Consider the following 14,951-nt stretch of genomic DNA (forward strand, 5'->3'; position numbering starts at 1 on the left):
GGCATTCACCACATCCGCCCTTTGCTGCACTTTCCTTTAAAGTAGCCTTTGAAAGAGTTTTTACATGTTTTTTCTCCATGATAATCCCTCCAAAATAATTTTTCTTATCTCATTATACCATATACATGGCAAATTGAGTAGTATTTTTCACATACCTCTTGGTATTACTGTTCTAGCTTTTCTTCAACTTCAACAGCCTCTTCATCCTTAGCTGCCTTTTCAACAACTCTTCCTATAGCCCATTTTTCAAATGGTACCTTAGTTCTATTTGGACCTAATTCAAGTATAATTCTATCCTCTTCAACCCTTGTTACCTTGGCAATTATACCACCAACTGTAATAACTGTGTCACCCTTTTCAATAGAATTTCTCATCTCATTAAGTTTCTTTTCCTTCTGCTTCTGTGGTCTTATTAGTATGAAATAGAATATTACAAAAATCAATATCCATATACCAATTCCCATGATCATCTGATTCTGTGGCATTTTACACCCTCCTTTTATTTAAATCATATATGTTATATTATAAACCATCTAGATATTATTTACCATAATATTTTTCAAAGAAGTCCTTTTTGTAGTCTAAAAGTCTATCCTCCTTGATGGCCTCTCTTACGTTTTCCATCATCTTTAATAGGAAGTGTAGGTTATGAATTGTAAGAAGCCTAGCCCCTAATATTTCATTACACTTTATCAAGTGTCTTAGGTAGGCCTTGGTGTAATTCTTACACGTATAGCAATCACATTCTGGATCTAGGCTTGTAAAGTCCTCAGCATAGGATGCATTTCTAACCACTACCTTGCCCTGGCTTGTCATGGCAGTGCCATTTCTAGCTATCCTAGTAGGTAAAACACAGTCAAACATGTCTATCCCCCTTAAGACACCTTCTAGTAGGTCATCTGGTGATCCCACCCCCATCAGATATCTTGGCTTGTCCTCTGGTAGTAGGGGCACTGTATAATCAAGGACCTCATACATCATATCCTTAGGTTCTCCAACACTTAGGCCCCCTATCGCATAGCCTGGTAGATCAATTGCTGTAATCTCCTTGGCAGACTGCTCTCTTAAATCCTTGTACATGCCACCTTGAACTATACCAAACAGGGCCTGCTTTTCAGGATACTTATGGGCAGCCTTACACCTCTCCAGCCACCTAGTTGTCCTCTCTAATGAATTTTTAACATACTGTCTGTCCGCTGGGTAAGGGGCACATTCATCAAAGGCCATAATTATATCAGACCCTAGGGCATTCTGAATCTCTGTTGCCTTCTCAGGTGATAGAAAGTGCTTTGACCCATCAAGGTGGGACCTAAACTCTACTCCCTCTTCCTTTATCTTCCTTAGTGGTCCAAGACTAAATACCTGGAAGCCACCACTGTCTGTCAATATTGGCTTATCCCAATTCATAAACTTGTGTAGTCCACCGGCTCTTTCTATAAGGTCATGGCCTGGCCTCATATATAGGTGGTAGGTATTACTTAAAATTATCTGGGACCCTATTTCCTTTAATTCCTCTGGAGTCATGGCCTTTACTGTTGCCTGAGTTCCAACTGGCATGAAAATAGGGGTCTCTATTACACCATGTGGTGTATGTAGTCTACCCAATCTTGCACCAGTCTGCTTACAGGTTTTTATCAATTCATATTTAACTGCGTACATATATTTCCTTTCATAGTCTTACTATTTCAATATCTTTTACATGTCTTGCTCTTACATGTCTTTGAACTTACAATCCTACTTATTTTAGGAACATTGCGTCACCAAAGCTAAAGAACCTATATTTTTCCTCTACAGCTGTCCCATAGGCCCTTAATATATTCTCCTTACTTGATAGGGCACTTACCAGCATTATCAGGGTCGATTCTGGTAGGTGGAAGTTGGTGATTAGGTTGTCACATACCTTGAACTTGTAGCCTGGATAAATAAATATATCTGTCCAGTCGCTCTTAGCTTCTAGGCTTCCATCCTCTTTTGCGGCAGACTCTATAGTTCTACAGCTAGTAGTACCCACACATATAATCCTCTTTGACTTGACTCTTGCCTCATTGATTATATCTGCTGCCTCTTGACTTATCATATAAAATTCCGAGTGCATCTTGTGCTTACCTACATCGTCAACCTTTACTGGTCTAAAGGTACCTAGCCCAACATGCAGAGTTACAAAGGCTGTCTTTACTCCCTTGGTCCTAATCTGGTCAAGTAGCTGGTCTGTAAAATGTAGACCTGCTGTGGGTGCTGCAGCCGATCCATTATGCTTTGAATATACAGTCTGATACCTATCCTTATCCTCTAGCTTTTCTGTTATATATGGCGGAAGTGGCATATTACCTAGCTCGTCCAGAATTTCCTCAAATATACCATTATAGTCAAACTTGACCAACCTTGATCCATCTACAAGTATATCTACTACCTCGGCAAATAGCTTGCCTCCACCAAAGGAAAATTTTGCTCCTATTTTGGCTCTTTTACCTGGTTTTACAAGAGTCTCCCAACTATCATCCTCATTTCTTTTCAATAGTAAAAACTCGATCTTTCCACCAGTCCCAACCTTCTCACCTATTAGCCTGGCAGGGATTACCCTAGTATCATTTAAAACTAGGCAGTCCCCCTCTTCTAGATAATCTATAATATCCTTAAAAACCCTGTGCTCTATCTGGCCTGTCTTCTTATCAACAACCATCAACCTTGAGCTTGACCTATCCTCTATTGGAACCTGCGCAATCAGCTCTTCTGGTAGGTCGTATTTAAAATCACTGGTCTTCATATCTCACCTCAATAACTATTTCTTCTTTTCCTCATATGGTATACCCAAATGCTGGTAGGCTATTGGCATGGCTATTCTACCCCTAGGCGCCCTATTAATAAAGCCTAGCTGTAGTAGGTAGGGCTCATATACATCTTCAATAGTATTCCTATCCTCTCCTATAGATGCAGCAAGGGTATCTAGACCTACAGGCCCCCCATTAAACTTTTCTATTATTGTCATTAATAGTTTCTTATCAACAAAGTCTAAACCTAAGGAGTCCACTCCTAGTAACTCTAGGGCAGCCTGGGCTACCTGGTCTGTAATATGACCGTCCGCCTTGACCTGGGCAAAGTCCCTAACCCTCTTTAGCAATCTATTTGCTATTCTAGGTGTACCCCTAGACCTTCTTGCAATCTCAACTGCACCGTCATCCATAATCCCTGCATTTAATATGCCAGATGACCTTCGCACTATCTCAGCTAACTCATCTTCCTTATAGTAGTCTAGCTTACAAATAACACCAAACCTATCCCTAAGCGGATTTGTCAACATACCTGCCCTGGTTGTAGCCCCAATAAGGGTAAACTTAGGTAGGTCTAGCCTAATGCTCCTAGCAGACGGTCCCTTACCTATAATAATATCTAGACAAAAGTCCTCCATAGCTGGATATAGGACCTCTTCCACGCTCCTATTTATCCTGTGAATCTCATCTATAAACAGGACGTCATTTTCCTGCAAATTTGTTAAAATAGCAGCCAAATCTCCAGCCCTTTCTATGGCTGGACCAGATGTAATCCTTAGATTAACACCCATTTCATTCGCTATTATACTAGCAAGTGTTGTCTTACCAAGTCCAGGAGGTCCATAAAGTAATACATGGTCCAGAGACTCGCTCCTCGATTTTGCAGCATCTATAAATATCCTTAGCTGTTCCTTTGACTTCTCCTGTCCCAAATACTCATCTAGGGACTTGGGTCTTAAACTGTTTTCTATATCAAAATCTTCTTCCTTCATACTGGAAGTAATTATACGTTCTTCATCCATACCCTCTACCTCCTATTAGAATTTGAAGTTTGTCTTCAAAATATATTCTAGGGCCTTCTTAACTATATCCTCAACACCCATACCTGGCTGCTTGACAAAGTCTACAGCCACCTTCGATTCCTGACCGGTATAGCCTAGGGCAACTAGGGCATCAATAGCCTCTCCATCACTAGTAGTTGGTATCGATATAGCTGGTTTTCCTCCTAGGTCTTCCCCACTTATATTTAGCTTACCTAGCTTGTCCTTAAGCTCTAATACCATTCTCTCTGCAGTCTTCTTTCCAACCCCCGGAGCCTTTGATAGGGTCTTAGTATCAGAAGTCGAAATATATAGGTGGATCTGGGACGGTGTAGCAAAGGAAAGAATAGCCAGTCCTAGCTTTGTTCCTATCTTTGACACTGATGTTAATAGATTAAACATATCTAGCTCTTCTTTAGAATAAAAACCACAAAGGCTAATATCATCCTCCCTAACTATCATCTTTGTATACATCTTAGTCCTGTCACCTTCACTTAACTGGGACAGGGTATTGCTAGAAGCATTTAACTTATAGCCTATTTCATTGTTTTCAATTAGCACATAGTCAATTCCTATATCTTCAACTGTGCCCTTAATATATCCAATCATTTATACCACTCCTATTTTTCAAACCTACTCAATTCCTTACCCATCCTGTTAGAATGCGCATGACAGATAGCCACAGCCAGGGCATCAGCGACGTCATCTGGCTTTGGTATTTCCTTTAGACTCAAGAAAGAGGTCACCATTTTCTGCACCTGAGACTTGTCGGCCCTTCCGTAGCCACATACTCCCTGCTTTACCTGTAGGGGTGTATACTCATAAGTCGGCTTTGCATGATGCTGGCAGGATAGGAGTATAACCCCCCTAGCCTGGGCTACTGTGATGGCTGTCTTAACATTTTTATTGAAGAAAAGTTCCTCTATGCCGACTTCATCAATATCATACATATGAAAGAGCTGGTTCATGCCCTTGTATATCCTCTCCAGCCTCTCCACAGTACTCATACCTGCTGGAGTTGTTATAGCCCCGTAGTCTATTGTCCTGAATTTGTTATTTTTATATTCAACCAAGCCATAGCCAATAATAGCCAGACCTGGGTCTATTCCCAAAATTATCATAATACCTTCCCTTTAGTTTATTTCTACCTATTATGCATTACATTTAATTTTAACACATATGAAAAGATATAACAATTTGATTTAGTACAATATTTTTTTCTAGAAATTCTACACTTTTTCCTTTTAAAATGTTATAATATAATTACTATTACTAATCAATATATTAATCACTTGTCAATAATGTATAGTCGATGATTTTAATCCTTGTCTATAGTTCGTAGCCAATGATTTTAACCCTTGTCAATATGTAAAAGTCAATGATATTATATAAATTTTTAACACTATAGGAGGCTACCATGGAAATTATTCAACTCAGTAACAGACTTGTAGAATACAGAAAAAGCAACAATATGACTATTAAAGAATTCTCTGAGCTGTCGGGAATTAGTACTGCTTTGCTTAGCCAATTGGAAAGAGGGGTTGGTAACCCTAGCCTAAGTGTCCTAAACGCTATATCTGAAACTATGAACACTAGTCTTTCCTCTTTATTTGAAGAGCCTGTTATTTTAGAAAACTTGGTTAGAAGGTCAGATGGCCTTTCAACTATTGTATATCCTTGCAGGGATAATTTGGAATTTCAGTTGCTTACAACTAGGACGGCTACACTAAATATAAACCTTGTGAGAATTGTATTTCATGCTCATTCAGAGACGTCTTACCAGCCCTTAGGAAAAAATATTTCTGACGATGTAATCCATATAGAAAAGGGCAACCTTACTGTCCAAACCGATGATGGTAAGTCCATCCTTTTAAAGAAGGGTGACACTATGAGAATACCACCTGACCTTAGGTATAAGTTTAAAAATATATCTGTCCATAATGTTGTGATGATATTTGCTACAAATAAGCTTGAGGTCAGATAAGATACCAATTAAAATATAGATTTTAAGTTGCTTTTAAAATTGGACTAATAATAAAGACCCTAGCCTTTTAGTCATAATGACTTACCGGTTAGGGTCCTTCAATTACCTTTATACTTCTTTTAGGTCTCTCTTAATATCTTACGCTTTAAATTTCTTGAGCTTGTGCTAATTAAAATCAAGATAAAACTAATTTTGCAACTTGAAATCTAAATAAAATATCATCGAGTTATTTACCTCTGTGCTCTTATTTATCAAGTACTACTATCTCGATATTTCTTCTACCAAAGTTTCTCATATTAGTTGCTGAATTCATGAATATATCGATCATTGTACCCCTTATGATACCACCTGTATCGTTAGCTATAAATACCTTATCGTAATAAGGTACATAAACCTTTGAACCTAGTGGTATAACCCTTGGGTCTACCGCTATAGTACCCCATCTCGGTCTCTGTCCTGATGCAGTTGTAGTATCTCCTGTATAGGCACTTGCATTAGAGATATATTTCTTACCTGTACCTAGGTAGTTACCACTCTTGTCATAGTACTTAACCTTACCGTTAGAAGTTGCAGTTGTATAAGTGCTTGTCTTTGTAGCGGGCACTTCCCTACTATAACTTCCATCGTTGTTAAACTGATACGTCTTGCCATTTATGTTCTGAGTTCCTGTTACCATGTAACCTGAAGAATTAAAGTAGAACCACAAACCACTGATTCTATTCCATCCCTTTAGGTTTTCTCCATCAGAACCTACATATACGTGTCTACCATTTTGTGTAGACCAGCCGCTTGTTGCTAGTATTGACTTAGCATCTGACATACTTCCACCAAATGCAAAAATTAATATAAAAGCCATACAGACTATCTTTCCCAATATTTTTTTCATAAATATCCTCCTTAGTATGGATAATAAAGCAAAAATCTCAACTTTATCTATCCCTTCTTTTTGAATAATTATATTCATTTTTGTCCTAGAGTATTAATTACACCGCTGTAACTTTTTGTATTATTTTTGTTACTTTAATACTTCCGACTTCTTTATTCTAATACAAAAATTACAAAAAAGCAACCTTTTTTTAACCTTAAGTCTAGTCGTAAATGCTGTATACGTTGAAATAAAAGGCTTGTATAGAATAAATAAAAGTTACATTTTGTAACTTATTTTTGTAACTTTTCTTGATTCCTTTATCTACCTTTATTAATTAGATGTGTTTTTATGCATTAAAACCTTCCTGTATATATCGACCTTACTATTTGAAACCATATATTTTACATCAGATACTTAATCTCCTTTCATGATAAGTTTAAGGATATGAAATAAATTTATAAATACAAATTTTAATCTATGGCTTTTATTTAGTCTTCTTATAATATATAATTGATTATAATGGATTTTTATCAAGATAAATAATAGTATTGGATTGGTGGTGTAATATGACTATAACAATAAATATCGACACAATTTTATTTCTTTTGGCCCTTCTTGGATGTGCAACCCTTATAGCACTTATACTACTTTTAAAAAAGCTTACAGCCTTCATAAGTAGTGTAGATGCTCTCCTAGTTCAGAACTCTACAAATGTCGGTCTAGCAATATCCAAGATACCTGCTATCCTTGAAAATGTAGATTCTGTTACTGATAACGCTAAGGAGGTAAGTGAGGTTGCTGCAGATATCAGCAATGATATAAGCACGGCAAAGGAAACAGTAAAAAATGGTATAATTATGTCTGCCGGCTTGGCAGCAAAGGCTAAGGACCATTTTAAGAAGGACTAATACTAAAGCTTATATTTTAAGGACCCAGTATTGGGTCCTTTGTATCTTTAAGGGTGATTTGTTTCTAGAATGTGAATACATATTGTGCTGGAATATGAGTTCATATAAGGCATGCCTCGTTTAACACATATAAAAAAAAGAGACGACCAAAGCGGTTCGTCTCATATTTCTTAATTATGCTAGGTTTTCCTTTGCAACTGCAACTAGCTTTGCAAATCCTTCTGGATCAGCTATTGCTAATTCTGAAAGCATCTTTCTGTTAACTTCTACTCCGGCCTTCTTTAAACCATTCATGAACTTAGAATAAGACATGTCGTTCATTCTACATGCTGCATTAATTCTCTGTATCCAAAGCTTTCTAAAGTCTCTCTTCTTCTGCTTTCTACCTATATAAGCATTCTTTAATGCCTTCATTACAAACTGATTTGAAGTCTTGAAAAGCTTACTTCTTGATCCCTGGTATCCCTTTGCAAGCTTCAATACCTTTTTATGTCTCTTATGGGCATTCATACCCTTCTTTACTCTTGCCATTTCTAATCCTCCTAAATACTAATCTTACTTGTATGGTAATAATTGTGCTATTCTCTTTGCATCGCCATCACTTACTAAAGTTGACTGTCTCAAGTTCATCTTAGTCTTAGGTGATTTCTTTGTAAGTATATGACTCTTATAAGCCTTTGCTCTCTTTAGCTTTCCGCTTCCTGTTCTCTTTAATCTCTTTGCTGCACCTCTGTGTGTTTTCATCTTTGGCATAACAAAATCCTCCTCTCAATATTTATCTATTTCTTTGGATCTATAATTGCAACCATATTATTTCCCTCAAACTTAGGGGCCTTATTTGGTTCTCCAAACTCACTCAACATGTCAATAAATTTTAACATTACTTCCTTACCAATGTCCTTGTGACCAAGCTCTCTTCCTCTGAACCTAAGCTCAACCTTAACCTTGTCACCCTTCTGTAAGAACTTAGCTGCCTGGTTTGCCTTGGTATTAAGGTCATGATCACCTATACCTGGTCTAAGTCTTACTTCCTTTACATTGATTACTTTTTGCTTTTTCTTTGCCTCTTTTTCCTTCCTAGCCTGCTCATACTTGTACTTACCGTAGTCCATAATCTTGCAAACTGGAGGCTTTGCATTAGGTGATATCATAGCAAGATCCAAATTCTTAGAACTTGCCAACTCCTTCGCTTCCTTAGAAGTAACTATACCTAACTGTTCTCCTGTTTCAGAAATCAATCTGACTTCCTTAACTCTTATTTCTTCATTGATAGCTATTTCTTTACTAATCTTAGAACACCTCAACTTTCTAAAAAATAAATCTCTCACTGAGAAATTCTCTGGTACGAAAAAAAGACGGATATAAAAATCCGTCATAAGTTCTAAAATAAAACAGCAAAATAAACTACTGATTAAACTTATACAACCCTACTAGCCGTGCTGTAAGGTGAGAACGGATTCTACTTCTTTTCACTACTCAAACAGTATAATACAAAAATCCGTTCCTGTCAATCATTTTTATAAATTAAGCCGAAATTATTTCATATCCATCTTCAGTGACCAAAATCTGGTGCTCCCACTGGGCTGATAGGCTTCCATCCTTTGTATATGAAGTCCATCCATTCTTCTTATCTACGTAGACCTGTGGCTTACCAATATTGATCATAGGCTCTATTGTAAATACCATACCAGGCACCATTAACATACCTGTATCCCTTCTTCCTACATGAGACACAAATGGTTCCTCATGGAATTCATTTCCTATACCGTGTCCACCGAACATAGTAACTACTGAATAGCCCCTAGATTCAGCGTATTCCTGGATAGCAGCTCCAATGTCACCTATATGGCCCCAAGGCTTTACCTGGTCTAAACCTGCATTTAGACACTCCTTAGTTGTCTCAACAAGTTTTTTAGCCTCTTCACTTACCTGACCTACCATATACATTCTGGATGCATCAGAGAAATAACCATTCTTTATGGTAGATACATCTACGTTAATTATATCTCCTTCCTTCAGGATAATATCCTCTGAAGGTATCCCATGGCATACCTCATTATTAATAGAGGTACAACAACTCTTTGGGAATCCCTCATAGTTCAAAGGAGCTGGTATTGCATCATGCTCTATAGTATAGTTGTGAACCAGCTTGTTTATGTCCTCAGTAGACATCCCTGCGACAATCTTTCCCTCTAGGTGGTCAAGAATCCCTGTATTTACCTTGGCGCTTTCCTTTATTGCCTCTATCTCTCTAGGTGTCTTTATATTAAATCTATCAGGTACTATATGACCCTTCATAGCATATTCTTTTATCTTGTCATCAAAATCCATGTGGCATTTCTTGTACTTTTGTCCACTACCACACCAACACTTGTCATTCCTATCCATGTTTATCCTCTCCCTTATATATTATTGATTTACCAGCAACTTGGCTGACCCAACCTGAATCTTTCATATATATTATACCAAATAAACCGTAATATTATAGACCTTTTTAAAATTATTTGCTAAAGGTCTATTTATGATAACAGTTTTTAAAAGATAATTAAAATTGTATGGGTTCAAAGTGTATTTTTTTATCATATGACGCCTAATAGTTGACTTTATAAGCCTTAAATTGATAGAATTGTATTTGTAATTATATTTTAATACTTAAAGGAGGATTTATGAAAAATAAGAATCTAGCAAAGCTGACACAGTCTGCAATACTTGCCGCTCTTTGCTTTGTAACATTTACTTACCTACAGATCAAGATACCTGTTCCAGGAGGCGACGCAACATCAATCCACTTTGGCAATGTCTTTCTTGTACTTGCTGCCCTACTTATAGGCGGTGTGTATGGTGGACTTGCTGGAGCTATCGGTATGACAATTGCTGACATAATGGATCCGGTTTATATACTAGTAGCACCTAAGACTTTTGTACTTAAGCTGTGCATAGGCCTTATTGTTGGCCTATTTGCCCACAAGATTGGTAGAATTAACCATACTAACGATCCACAAAAAGTATTCAGGTATGCCCTATCAGGATCAATAATAGGTATGGCATTTAATGTATTTGCAGACCCAATTGTAGGATACTTTTATAAGATATATGTATTAGGTCAACCAGCTGATGTTGCTAGCGTTCTAGCAAAGTTTAGTGCAGGAGCAACATTCTTCAATGCTATAACTACAGTTGTAATAGCTATGCTTCTATACACTGCTCTTAGACCAATACTAATAAAGGCCAACCTTTTGGTTGACTACGACCTGAATGCAGACAGGTAGTTTTGCATATTAAATTAGCACATAAGAATACCTTAATAAACCTATTAAACAAAATAGAGAAGGAAGACTATCATTAGGCTTCCTTCTCTATTTTTTATGCAAAAGGGTATGACCCCTTTTAATATAGCAATTTTAAAATTATATTTTTAATGTCACATTTTTTATGTCACATTGCTTATATCATACCGAATATCTGATATTATATCTTAAATACAAAACCAATAATACCCGCCAAAACTATTAAAAATATTGGATGGATGTTTTTCTTGTAGTACTGCAAGAAAAATATAAGTCCTGCTAAAGCCAAGGCTGGCCACCTAAAATACCCCATTATAGATCCCTTATTGGCCATATCCAATAGGGATATCTGGATAACACTAAAGGCAGCCGCCAAAATCAAACCACTTGAGGCCGGTCTTAGTCCATAGAAAACACTTTGTACGGTCTGTGATTCCTTAAACTTGTCCAAGATCCTATAGACTATTATTATGATAATTAGAGATGGCAGGACCAAAGATACCGGACCTATAATTGCTCCTAAGACTCCAAACTGTTTAAAACCAACATATGTAGCCATATTTATACCAGTTGGACCGGGCGTACTCTGGGCTATAGCAACCATATTACCAACATCTACTGCTGTATACCAACCTGTCTTCTTACCAATATCATATAGAAATGGTAGGGTTGCAAGGCCACCCCCTATAGCAAATAAGCCTGTAGTGAAGAAATAGTAGACTAACTTAAAAATTCCTGGCACCTAGTCCACCTTCTTTCTTAGCTTAAAATACTGGATAACAAATCCCAATACACCTGCTAGAATCACTAGTATAAAGGGTGAAACTACACTCATTATTGCTACAATAGCTACTAGGATAAATATGATAGCTGTCGGTATATCAATTACAGACTTTTTGGCCATATTATATACTGCATTTAATATAAGAACACATACACATGCCCTGATACCATTAAAGGCGTGAACTACTGCTGGTAGACTGGCAAAATTTGTCAAAAAGGCTGCTATTATTGCTATAACTACAATCGATGGGAATATAACACCTAGGGTTGCTGCGATAGCCCCCACTAGTCCACCTATCTTGTAGCCAACAAAGGTTGCTGTATTTACAGCTATTACACCTGGTGTCACCTGGCTGATTGCAAAATAATCCAAAATTTCGTTATCACTTGCCCAACCATGTCTTTCAACTACTTCCTTCTTTATCATAGGTAACATGGCATAGCCTCCCCCAAAGGTAAAGCTACCAATCTTGGTAAAGGCTATAAACAAATCAATTACTAACTTCATTGTTCCCTCCATAATATTAATTATATAGGGCTGACTGAGTCCTATTAGTCTTCCTTAACCTCTTCGAACATCCACCTGCTAGCTGCACACTTTGGACATACCCAGTCATCTGGAAGGTCTTCAAAAGGAATACCTGGCTCAATACCATATTCAGGAACACCCTTTTCAGGATCATACACAAAGCCACATGGCCTGCACTTATACTTCTTCAAATTATTTGCTCCACTCATAACAATAACCTCCATATCTAATAAACTTACATACAAATATAAAAGGGATTATATAGGCACACATTTTACTAATCAATCAATTGTCCATATACCCTACCTATATTATAGTACATAATTTTAAAAAGTGGAACAAAACCTAGGGTCTTATTCCACTTCAAATTATATTTAATAATACTTGTTCAAAAGCTAGTAGTTATCCTAAGCTATAGACCTAGGAAGAACCTACCCATAGCATCCGCAGCAATTATAGCACTACATACCTTGTCTTCATCAACCTCAAAAGGCATATTATGAATTGTCTCACCCTCTGCACATGCAAGTCTAGCTACCTCTAATAGCCTATCCTTATTTATTTCCTTAACACCCAATTCTTCTAGTGTAACAGGTAGACCCATATCTATACAGAAATTGTATATTTCCTCTAGTTCCTCAGTTGGGGCATTTTCCAATACAAGCTGAGTTAGTGTACCAAAGGCTACCTTTTCACCATGGTACATATGGTGACATTCCTCAAGTGCTGTCAAACCATTGTGGATGGCGTGGGCACCTGCCAAACCAGCAGACTCAAAGCCTAGACCACTTAATAGGGTATTCGCTTCAATTATCTTTTCAACTGCCTCTGTGCATACACCTGCTTCTAGGGCAATCTTGGCCTTCAAGCCCTCTTCTAAAAGTGTATCAAGGCATAGCTTAGCTAAAGCTATAGCAGCCTCTGTTGTCTTGCCTCCTGCACAAGAAATAGCTCCACTAGCCTTACATGCTCTAGCTTCAAAATATGTAGCTAAGGCATCTCCTATACCTGCAACAGTTAACCTAACTGGAGACTTTGATATAACCTCAGTATCCATCATAACAATATCTGGATTCTTTGGCAAGAATAGATACTGGTCGAAAACACCATCTTCAGTGTATAAAACTGATAGGGCACTACATGGTGCATCAGTTGATGCTATTGTTGGACATACAACTACTGGCTTACCCGTATAGTAGGCAACTGCCTTGGCTGTATCAGCAACCTTACCACCACCAACACCGACAATAATATCACAATCATCATCCTTTACATATTTGTCAATGATTCTATCAACCTCAACCTTTGAACATTCTCTATTAAAATAGCAAACCTCCATGCTAGCTTCAGAATCCTTAAAACCTTCCTCTATGCCTGGTCCCACCCTCTTGTAGCCTGATTCAGTTATCAGAATAAGGGCCTTCTTACCTAGATTTTCAACATACTGACCAAGCCTATTTAGCTCTCCTGGTCCCTGGATATACTTGCTTGGACTAATTAATATTTTTGCCATAATAACTCCTCCTAAACTATTAATTTCCTTCATATTAGCACAAAAACCCTGGGTAAACAAGCTTTTTGTTAAATTTTTAATATTCAATTTAGATAGTAATATGACATAAAAAAAAGGACTGGTACCTAGACCTCATGGTCCAAATACTAGCCCTAATTAAATATTTTGATTAATTATTTGTGTAGTTATCAAAGTATCCCTGTACAAGTACTATTGGTGTACCCTTGTCACCTGAACCACTTGTAAGGTCACACAATGAACCAATTAGGTCTGTAAGTCTTCTTGGTGTAGTACCTTCAGACTCCATCTTACCTACCAAGGAAGCATCCTTAGTTTTGATTCTTTCAGATATAGCTTCCTTAAGAGCTTCACCTGATAAATCATTGAAGTCATTGTCTGCTAGATACTTTAGCTTTAATTCATTAGGTGTACCCTCTAGTCCCTTAGTATAGGCTGGTGATACCACTGGGTCAGCAAGTTCCCAAATCTGTCCTACTGGATCCTTGAAGGCACCATCTCCATATACCATTACCTCTATATGCTTGCCAGTCTTCTTTAATAGTTTTTCCTGGATATCATATACAAGTTCAGTACATTCATTAGGGAATAGCTTTACGCTATCTTCTGTTGACTTATTTGATCCCAATAGCCCATATAGGGTGTTGTAACCACTTCCGTCTATTGATTCAGTCAATATTTCATCCATACCATAAACTGTAGCTCCTGCAGCCTTTAGTATCCTACTTGTTCTCTTTCTAGTATGGATATCGCAGTTTATCACATTCTTAGTGTAGTTTAATATCTCAGTAGCATGGTTAGCAAACACAATTTCAACTTCTGCACCAGCTGATCTGATAACTTCACTGTAGTAGTCAACATAGTCCACACCTGTAAATGGGTGTATATTCTTACCAAATAATTCTCTATATTTTTCAAGTGTCAATACTGTTGAATATGGGTCTATTCCCTTGTCATCTAGCTGGTCTTCACTTAATAACTGGTTACCTACTTCATCTCTTGGATATGAAAGCATTAGAACCACCTTCTTTGCCCCCATAGCCATACCCTTTAGGCAGATGGCAAATCTATTACGAGAAAGTATTGGGAAGATTATACCTATAGTTTCTCCACCAAACTTAGCCTTAACATCCTTGCCTATTGCATCTACTGAAGCATAGTTACCCTGGCTTCTTGCCACTATAGATTCTGTAATACCTATTACATCCCTATCACCTAGGTCAAAGCCATCTGTCTTAGAAGCTTCTATAACA

Annotated in this window: 20 protein-coding genes; 3 read left to right on the forward strand and 17 right to left on the reverse strand. The window is 37.5% G+C overall.

Annotated features, from left to right (window positions below; genetic code table 11):
* From ACW6OJ_RS04205 to ruvC, 7 genes are all read right to left on the reverse strand, one after another.
* The coding region (locus ACW6OJ_RS04205; protein WP_456095868.1) for a six-cysteine ranthipeptide SCIFF at positions 1-79 on the reverse strand (79 nt) is incomplete at its 3' end.
* 85 nt (positions 80-164) lie between these two features.
* Entirely contained in the window at positions 165-485 is a 321-nt protein-coding gene (yajC, locus tag ACW6OJ_RS04210; protein WP_293426934.1) for a preprotein translocase subunit YajC, read from the reverse strand.
* A 55-nt stretch (positions 486-540) separates the two neighbouring features.
* Positions 541-1,659, reverse strand: a complete 1,119-nt coding sequence (gene tgt, locus ACW6OJ_RS04215; RefSeq protein ID WP_314515752.1) for a tRNA guanosine(34) transglycosylase Tgt — start codon at positions 1,657-1,659, stop codon at positions 541-543.
* Between the two features lie 79 nt (positions 1,660-1,738).
* Positions 1,739-2,764: a tRNA preQ1(34) S-adenosylmethionine ribosyltransferase-isomerase QueA gene (gene queA / locus ACW6OJ_RS04220; RefSeq protein ID WP_455105411.1), complete on the reverse strand. Its 1,026-nt coding sequence runs from the start codon at positions 2,762-2,764 to the stop codon at positions 1,739-1,741.
* Positions 2,765-2,779: 15 nt separating this feature from the next.
* Complete coding sequence (gene ruvB / locus ACW6OJ_RS04225) at positions 2,780-3,790, reverse strand: Holliday junction branch migration DNA helicase RuvB (RefSeq protein ID WP_314771012.1); 1,011 nt, start codon at positions 3,788-3,790, stop codon at positions 2,780-2,782.
* 15 nt (positions 3,791-3,805) lie between these two features.
* A complete protein-coding gene (gene ruvA, locus ACW6OJ_RS04230) occupies positions 3,806-4,417 on the reverse strand; it encodes a Holliday junction branch migration protein RuvA (RefSeq protein WP_455105412.1) in 612 nt (203 codons plus the stop codon).
* A gap of 11 nt (positions 4,418-4,428) precedes the next feature.
* Entirely contained in the window at positions 4,429-4,929 is a 501-nt protein-coding gene (ruvC, locus tag ACW6OJ_RS04235) for a crossover junction endodeoxyribonuclease RuvC (RefSeq protein WP_293436655.1), read from the reverse strand.
* A gap of 296 nt (positions 4,930-5,225) precedes the next feature.
* Here ruvC and ACW6OJ_RS04240 point away from each other — a divergent pair, with 296 nt between their 5' ends.
* Positions 5,226-5,792 carry a helix-turn-helix domain-containing protein gene (locus ACW6OJ_RS04240; protein ID WP_455105552.1) on the forward strand — a complete coding sequence of 189 codons (567 nt, stop codon included), beginning with the start codon at positions 5,226-5,228 and terminating at the stop codon, positions 5,790-5,792.
* A gap of 244 nt (positions 5,793-6,036) precedes the next feature.
* Here the strand turns inward: ACW6OJ_RS04240 and ACW6OJ_RS04245 are convergent, their stop codons facing one another.
* On the reverse strand, positions 6,037-6,678 hold the full coding sequence (locus ACW6OJ_RS04245) for a 3D domain-containing protein (RefSeq protein ID WP_455104492.1): 642 nt from the start codon (positions 6,676-6,678) through the stop codon (positions 6,037-6,039).
* 548 nt (positions 6,679-7,226) lie between these two features.
* Here ACW6OJ_RS04245 and ACW6OJ_RS04250 point away from each other — a divergent pair.
* Positions 7,227-7,568 (forward strand): hypothetical protein, encoded by a 342-nt coding sequence (locus ACW6OJ_RS04250; protein WP_304084641.1) that lies wholly within the window; start codon positions 7,227-7,229, stop codon positions 7,566-7,568.
* 174 nt (positions 7,569-7,742) lie between these two features.
* Here the strand turns inward: ACW6OJ_RS04250 and rplT are convergent, their stop codons facing one another.
* From rplT to ACW6OJ_RS04270, 4 genes are all read right to left on the reverse strand, one after another.
* A complete protein-coding gene (gene rplT, locus ACW6OJ_RS04255) occupies positions 7,743-8,099 on the reverse strand; it encodes a 50S ribosomal protein L20 (protein WP_293426912.1) in 357 nt (118 codons plus the stop codon).
* A 24-nt stretch (positions 8,100-8,123) separates the two neighbouring features.
* Positions 8,124-8,321 carry a 50S ribosomal protein L35 gene (gene rpmI / locus ACW6OJ_RS04260; RefSeq protein WP_007790110.1) on the reverse strand — a complete coding sequence of 66 codons (198 nt, stop codon included), beginning with the start codon at positions 8,319-8,321 and terminating at the stop codon, positions 8,124-8,126.
* A 26-nt stretch (positions 8,322-8,347) separates the two neighbouring features.
* Positions 8,348-8,896: a translation initiation factor IF-3 gene (gene infC, locus ACW6OJ_RS04265; protein ID WP_456095862.1), complete on the reverse strand. Its 549-nt coding sequence runs from the start codon at positions 8,894-8,896 to the stop codon at positions 8,348-8,350.
* A gap of 196 nt (positions 8,897-9,092) precedes the next feature.
* The gene (locus ACW6OJ_RS04270; RefSeq protein ID WP_456095863.1) at positions 9,093-9,956 is read right to left on the reverse strand and encodes a methionyl aminopeptidase; all 864 of its coding nucleotides are present in this window, start codon (positions 9,954-9,956) and stop codon (positions 9,093-9,095) included.
* A gap of 278 nt (positions 9,957-10,234) precedes the next feature.
* On the opposite strand from ACW6OJ_RS04270, the gene ACW6OJ_RS04275 reads away from it, so the two are divergent.
* Positions 10,235-10,837: an ECF transporter S component gene (locus ACW6OJ_RS04275; RefSeq protein WP_293426906.1), complete on the forward strand. Its 603-nt coding sequence runs from the start codon at positions 10,235-10,237 to the stop codon at positions 10,835-10,837.
* A 199-nt stretch (positions 10,838-11,036) separates the two neighbouring features.
* Here ACW6OJ_RS04275 and ACW6OJ_RS04280 read toward each other — a convergent pair whose 3' ends face one another.
* The 5 genes from ACW6OJ_RS04280 to ACW6OJ_RS04300 all read right to left on the reverse strand — a co-directional run.
* A complete protein-coding gene (locus tag ACW6OJ_RS04280; RefSeq protein WP_456095864.1) occupies positions 11,037-11,597 on the reverse strand; it encodes a chromate transporter in 561 nt (186 codons plus the stop codon).
* A complete protein-coding gene (locus ACW6OJ_RS04285) occupies positions 11,598-12,146 on the reverse strand; it encodes a chromate transporter (RefSeq protein ID WP_456095865.1) in 549 nt (182 codons plus the stop codon).
* A 44-nt stretch (positions 12,147-12,190) separates the two neighbouring features.
* A complete protein-coding gene (locus ACW6OJ_RS04290) occupies positions 12,191-12,376 on the reverse strand; it encodes a rubredoxin (RefSeq protein WP_331608299.1) in 186 nt (61 codons plus the stop codon).
* 203 nt (positions 12,377-12,579) lie between these two features.
* Positions 12,580-13,680, reverse strand: coding sequence for a glycerol dehydrogenase (locus ACW6OJ_RS04295; RefSeq protein WP_456095866.1), 1,101 nt, complete (start codon positions 13,678-13,680; stop codon positions 12,580-12,582).
* A gap of 169 nt (positions 13,681-13,849) precedes the next feature.
* Positions 13,850-14,951, reverse strand: a 1,102-nt coding sequence (locus ACW6OJ_RS04300; RefSeq protein ID WP_456095867.1) for a coenzyme F420-0:L-glutamate ligase, incomplete at its 5' end; no start/stop codon positions are given.

Source organism: Peptostreptococcus sp., from assembly GCF_977045075.1.

What these genes read in the sequence shown, in the direction of transcription:
- yajC (WP_293426934.1), bottom strand. Translation starts at nt 485, where the DNA reads ATGCCACAGAATCAGATGATCATGGGAATTGGTATATGGATATTGATT.
- tgt (WP_314515752.1), bottom strand. Translation starts at nt 1,659, where the DNA reads ATGTACGCAGTTAAATATGAATTGATAAAAACCTGTAAGCAGACTGGT.
- queA (WP_455105411.1), bottom strand. Translation starts at nt 2,764, where the DNA reads ATGAAGACCAGTGATTTTAAATACGACCTACCAGAAGAGCTGATTGCG.
- ruvB (WP_314771012.1), bottom strand. Translation starts at nt 3,790, where the DNA reads ATGGATGAAGAACGTATAATTACTTCCAGTATGAAGGAAGAAGATTTT.
- ruvA (WP_455105412.1), bottom strand. Translation starts at nt 4,417, where the DNA reads ATGATTGGATATATTAAGGGCACAGTTGAAGATATAGGAATTGACTAT.
- ruvC (WP_293436655.1), bottom strand. Translation starts at nt 4,929, where the DNA reads ATGATAATTTTGGGAATAGACCCAGGTCTGGCTATTATTGGCTATGGC.
- ACW6OJ_RS04240 (WP_455105552.1), top strand. Translation starts at nt 5,226, where the DNA reads ATGGAAATTATTCAACTCAGTAACAGACTTGTAGAATACAGAAAAAGC.
- ACW6OJ_RS04245 (WP_455104492.1), bottom strand. Translation starts at nt 6,678, where the DNA reads ATGAAAAAAATATTGGGAAAGATAGTCTGTATGGCTTTTATATTAATT.
- ACW6OJ_RS04250 (WP_304084641.1), top strand. Translation starts at nt 7,227, where the DNA reads ATGACTATAACAATAAATATCGACACAATTTTATTTCTTTTGGCCCTT.
- rplT (WP_293426912.1), bottom strand. Translation starts at nt 8,099, where the DNA reads ATGGCAAGAGTAAAGAAGGGTATGAATGCCCATAAGAGACATAAAAAG.
- rpmI (WP_007790110.1), bottom strand. Translation starts at nt 8,321, where the DNA reads ATGCCAAAGATGAAAACACACAGAGGTGCAGCAAAGAGATTAAAGAGA.
- ACW6OJ_RS04270 (WP_456095863.1), bottom strand. Translation starts at nt 9,956, where the DNA reads ATGGATAGGAATGACAAGTGTTGGTGTGGTAGTGGACAAAAGTACAAG.
- ACW6OJ_RS04275 (WP_293426906.1), top strand. Translation starts at nt 10,235, where the DNA reads ATGAAAAATAAGAATCTAGCAAAGCTGACACAGTCTGCAATACTTGCC.
- ACW6OJ_RS04285 (WP_456095865.1), bottom strand. Translation starts at nt 12,146, where the DNA reads ATGAAGTTAGTAATTGATTTGTTTATAGCCTTTACCAAGATTGGTAGC.
- ACW6OJ_RS04290 (WP_331608299.1), bottom strand. Translation starts at nt 12,376, where the DNA reads ATGAGTGGAGCAAATAATTTGAAGAAGTATAAGTGCAGGCCATGTGGC.
- ACW6OJ_RS04295 (WP_456095866.1), bottom strand. Translation starts at nt 13,680, where the DNA reads ATGGCAAAAATATTAATTAGTCCAAGCAAGTATATCCAGGGACCAGGA.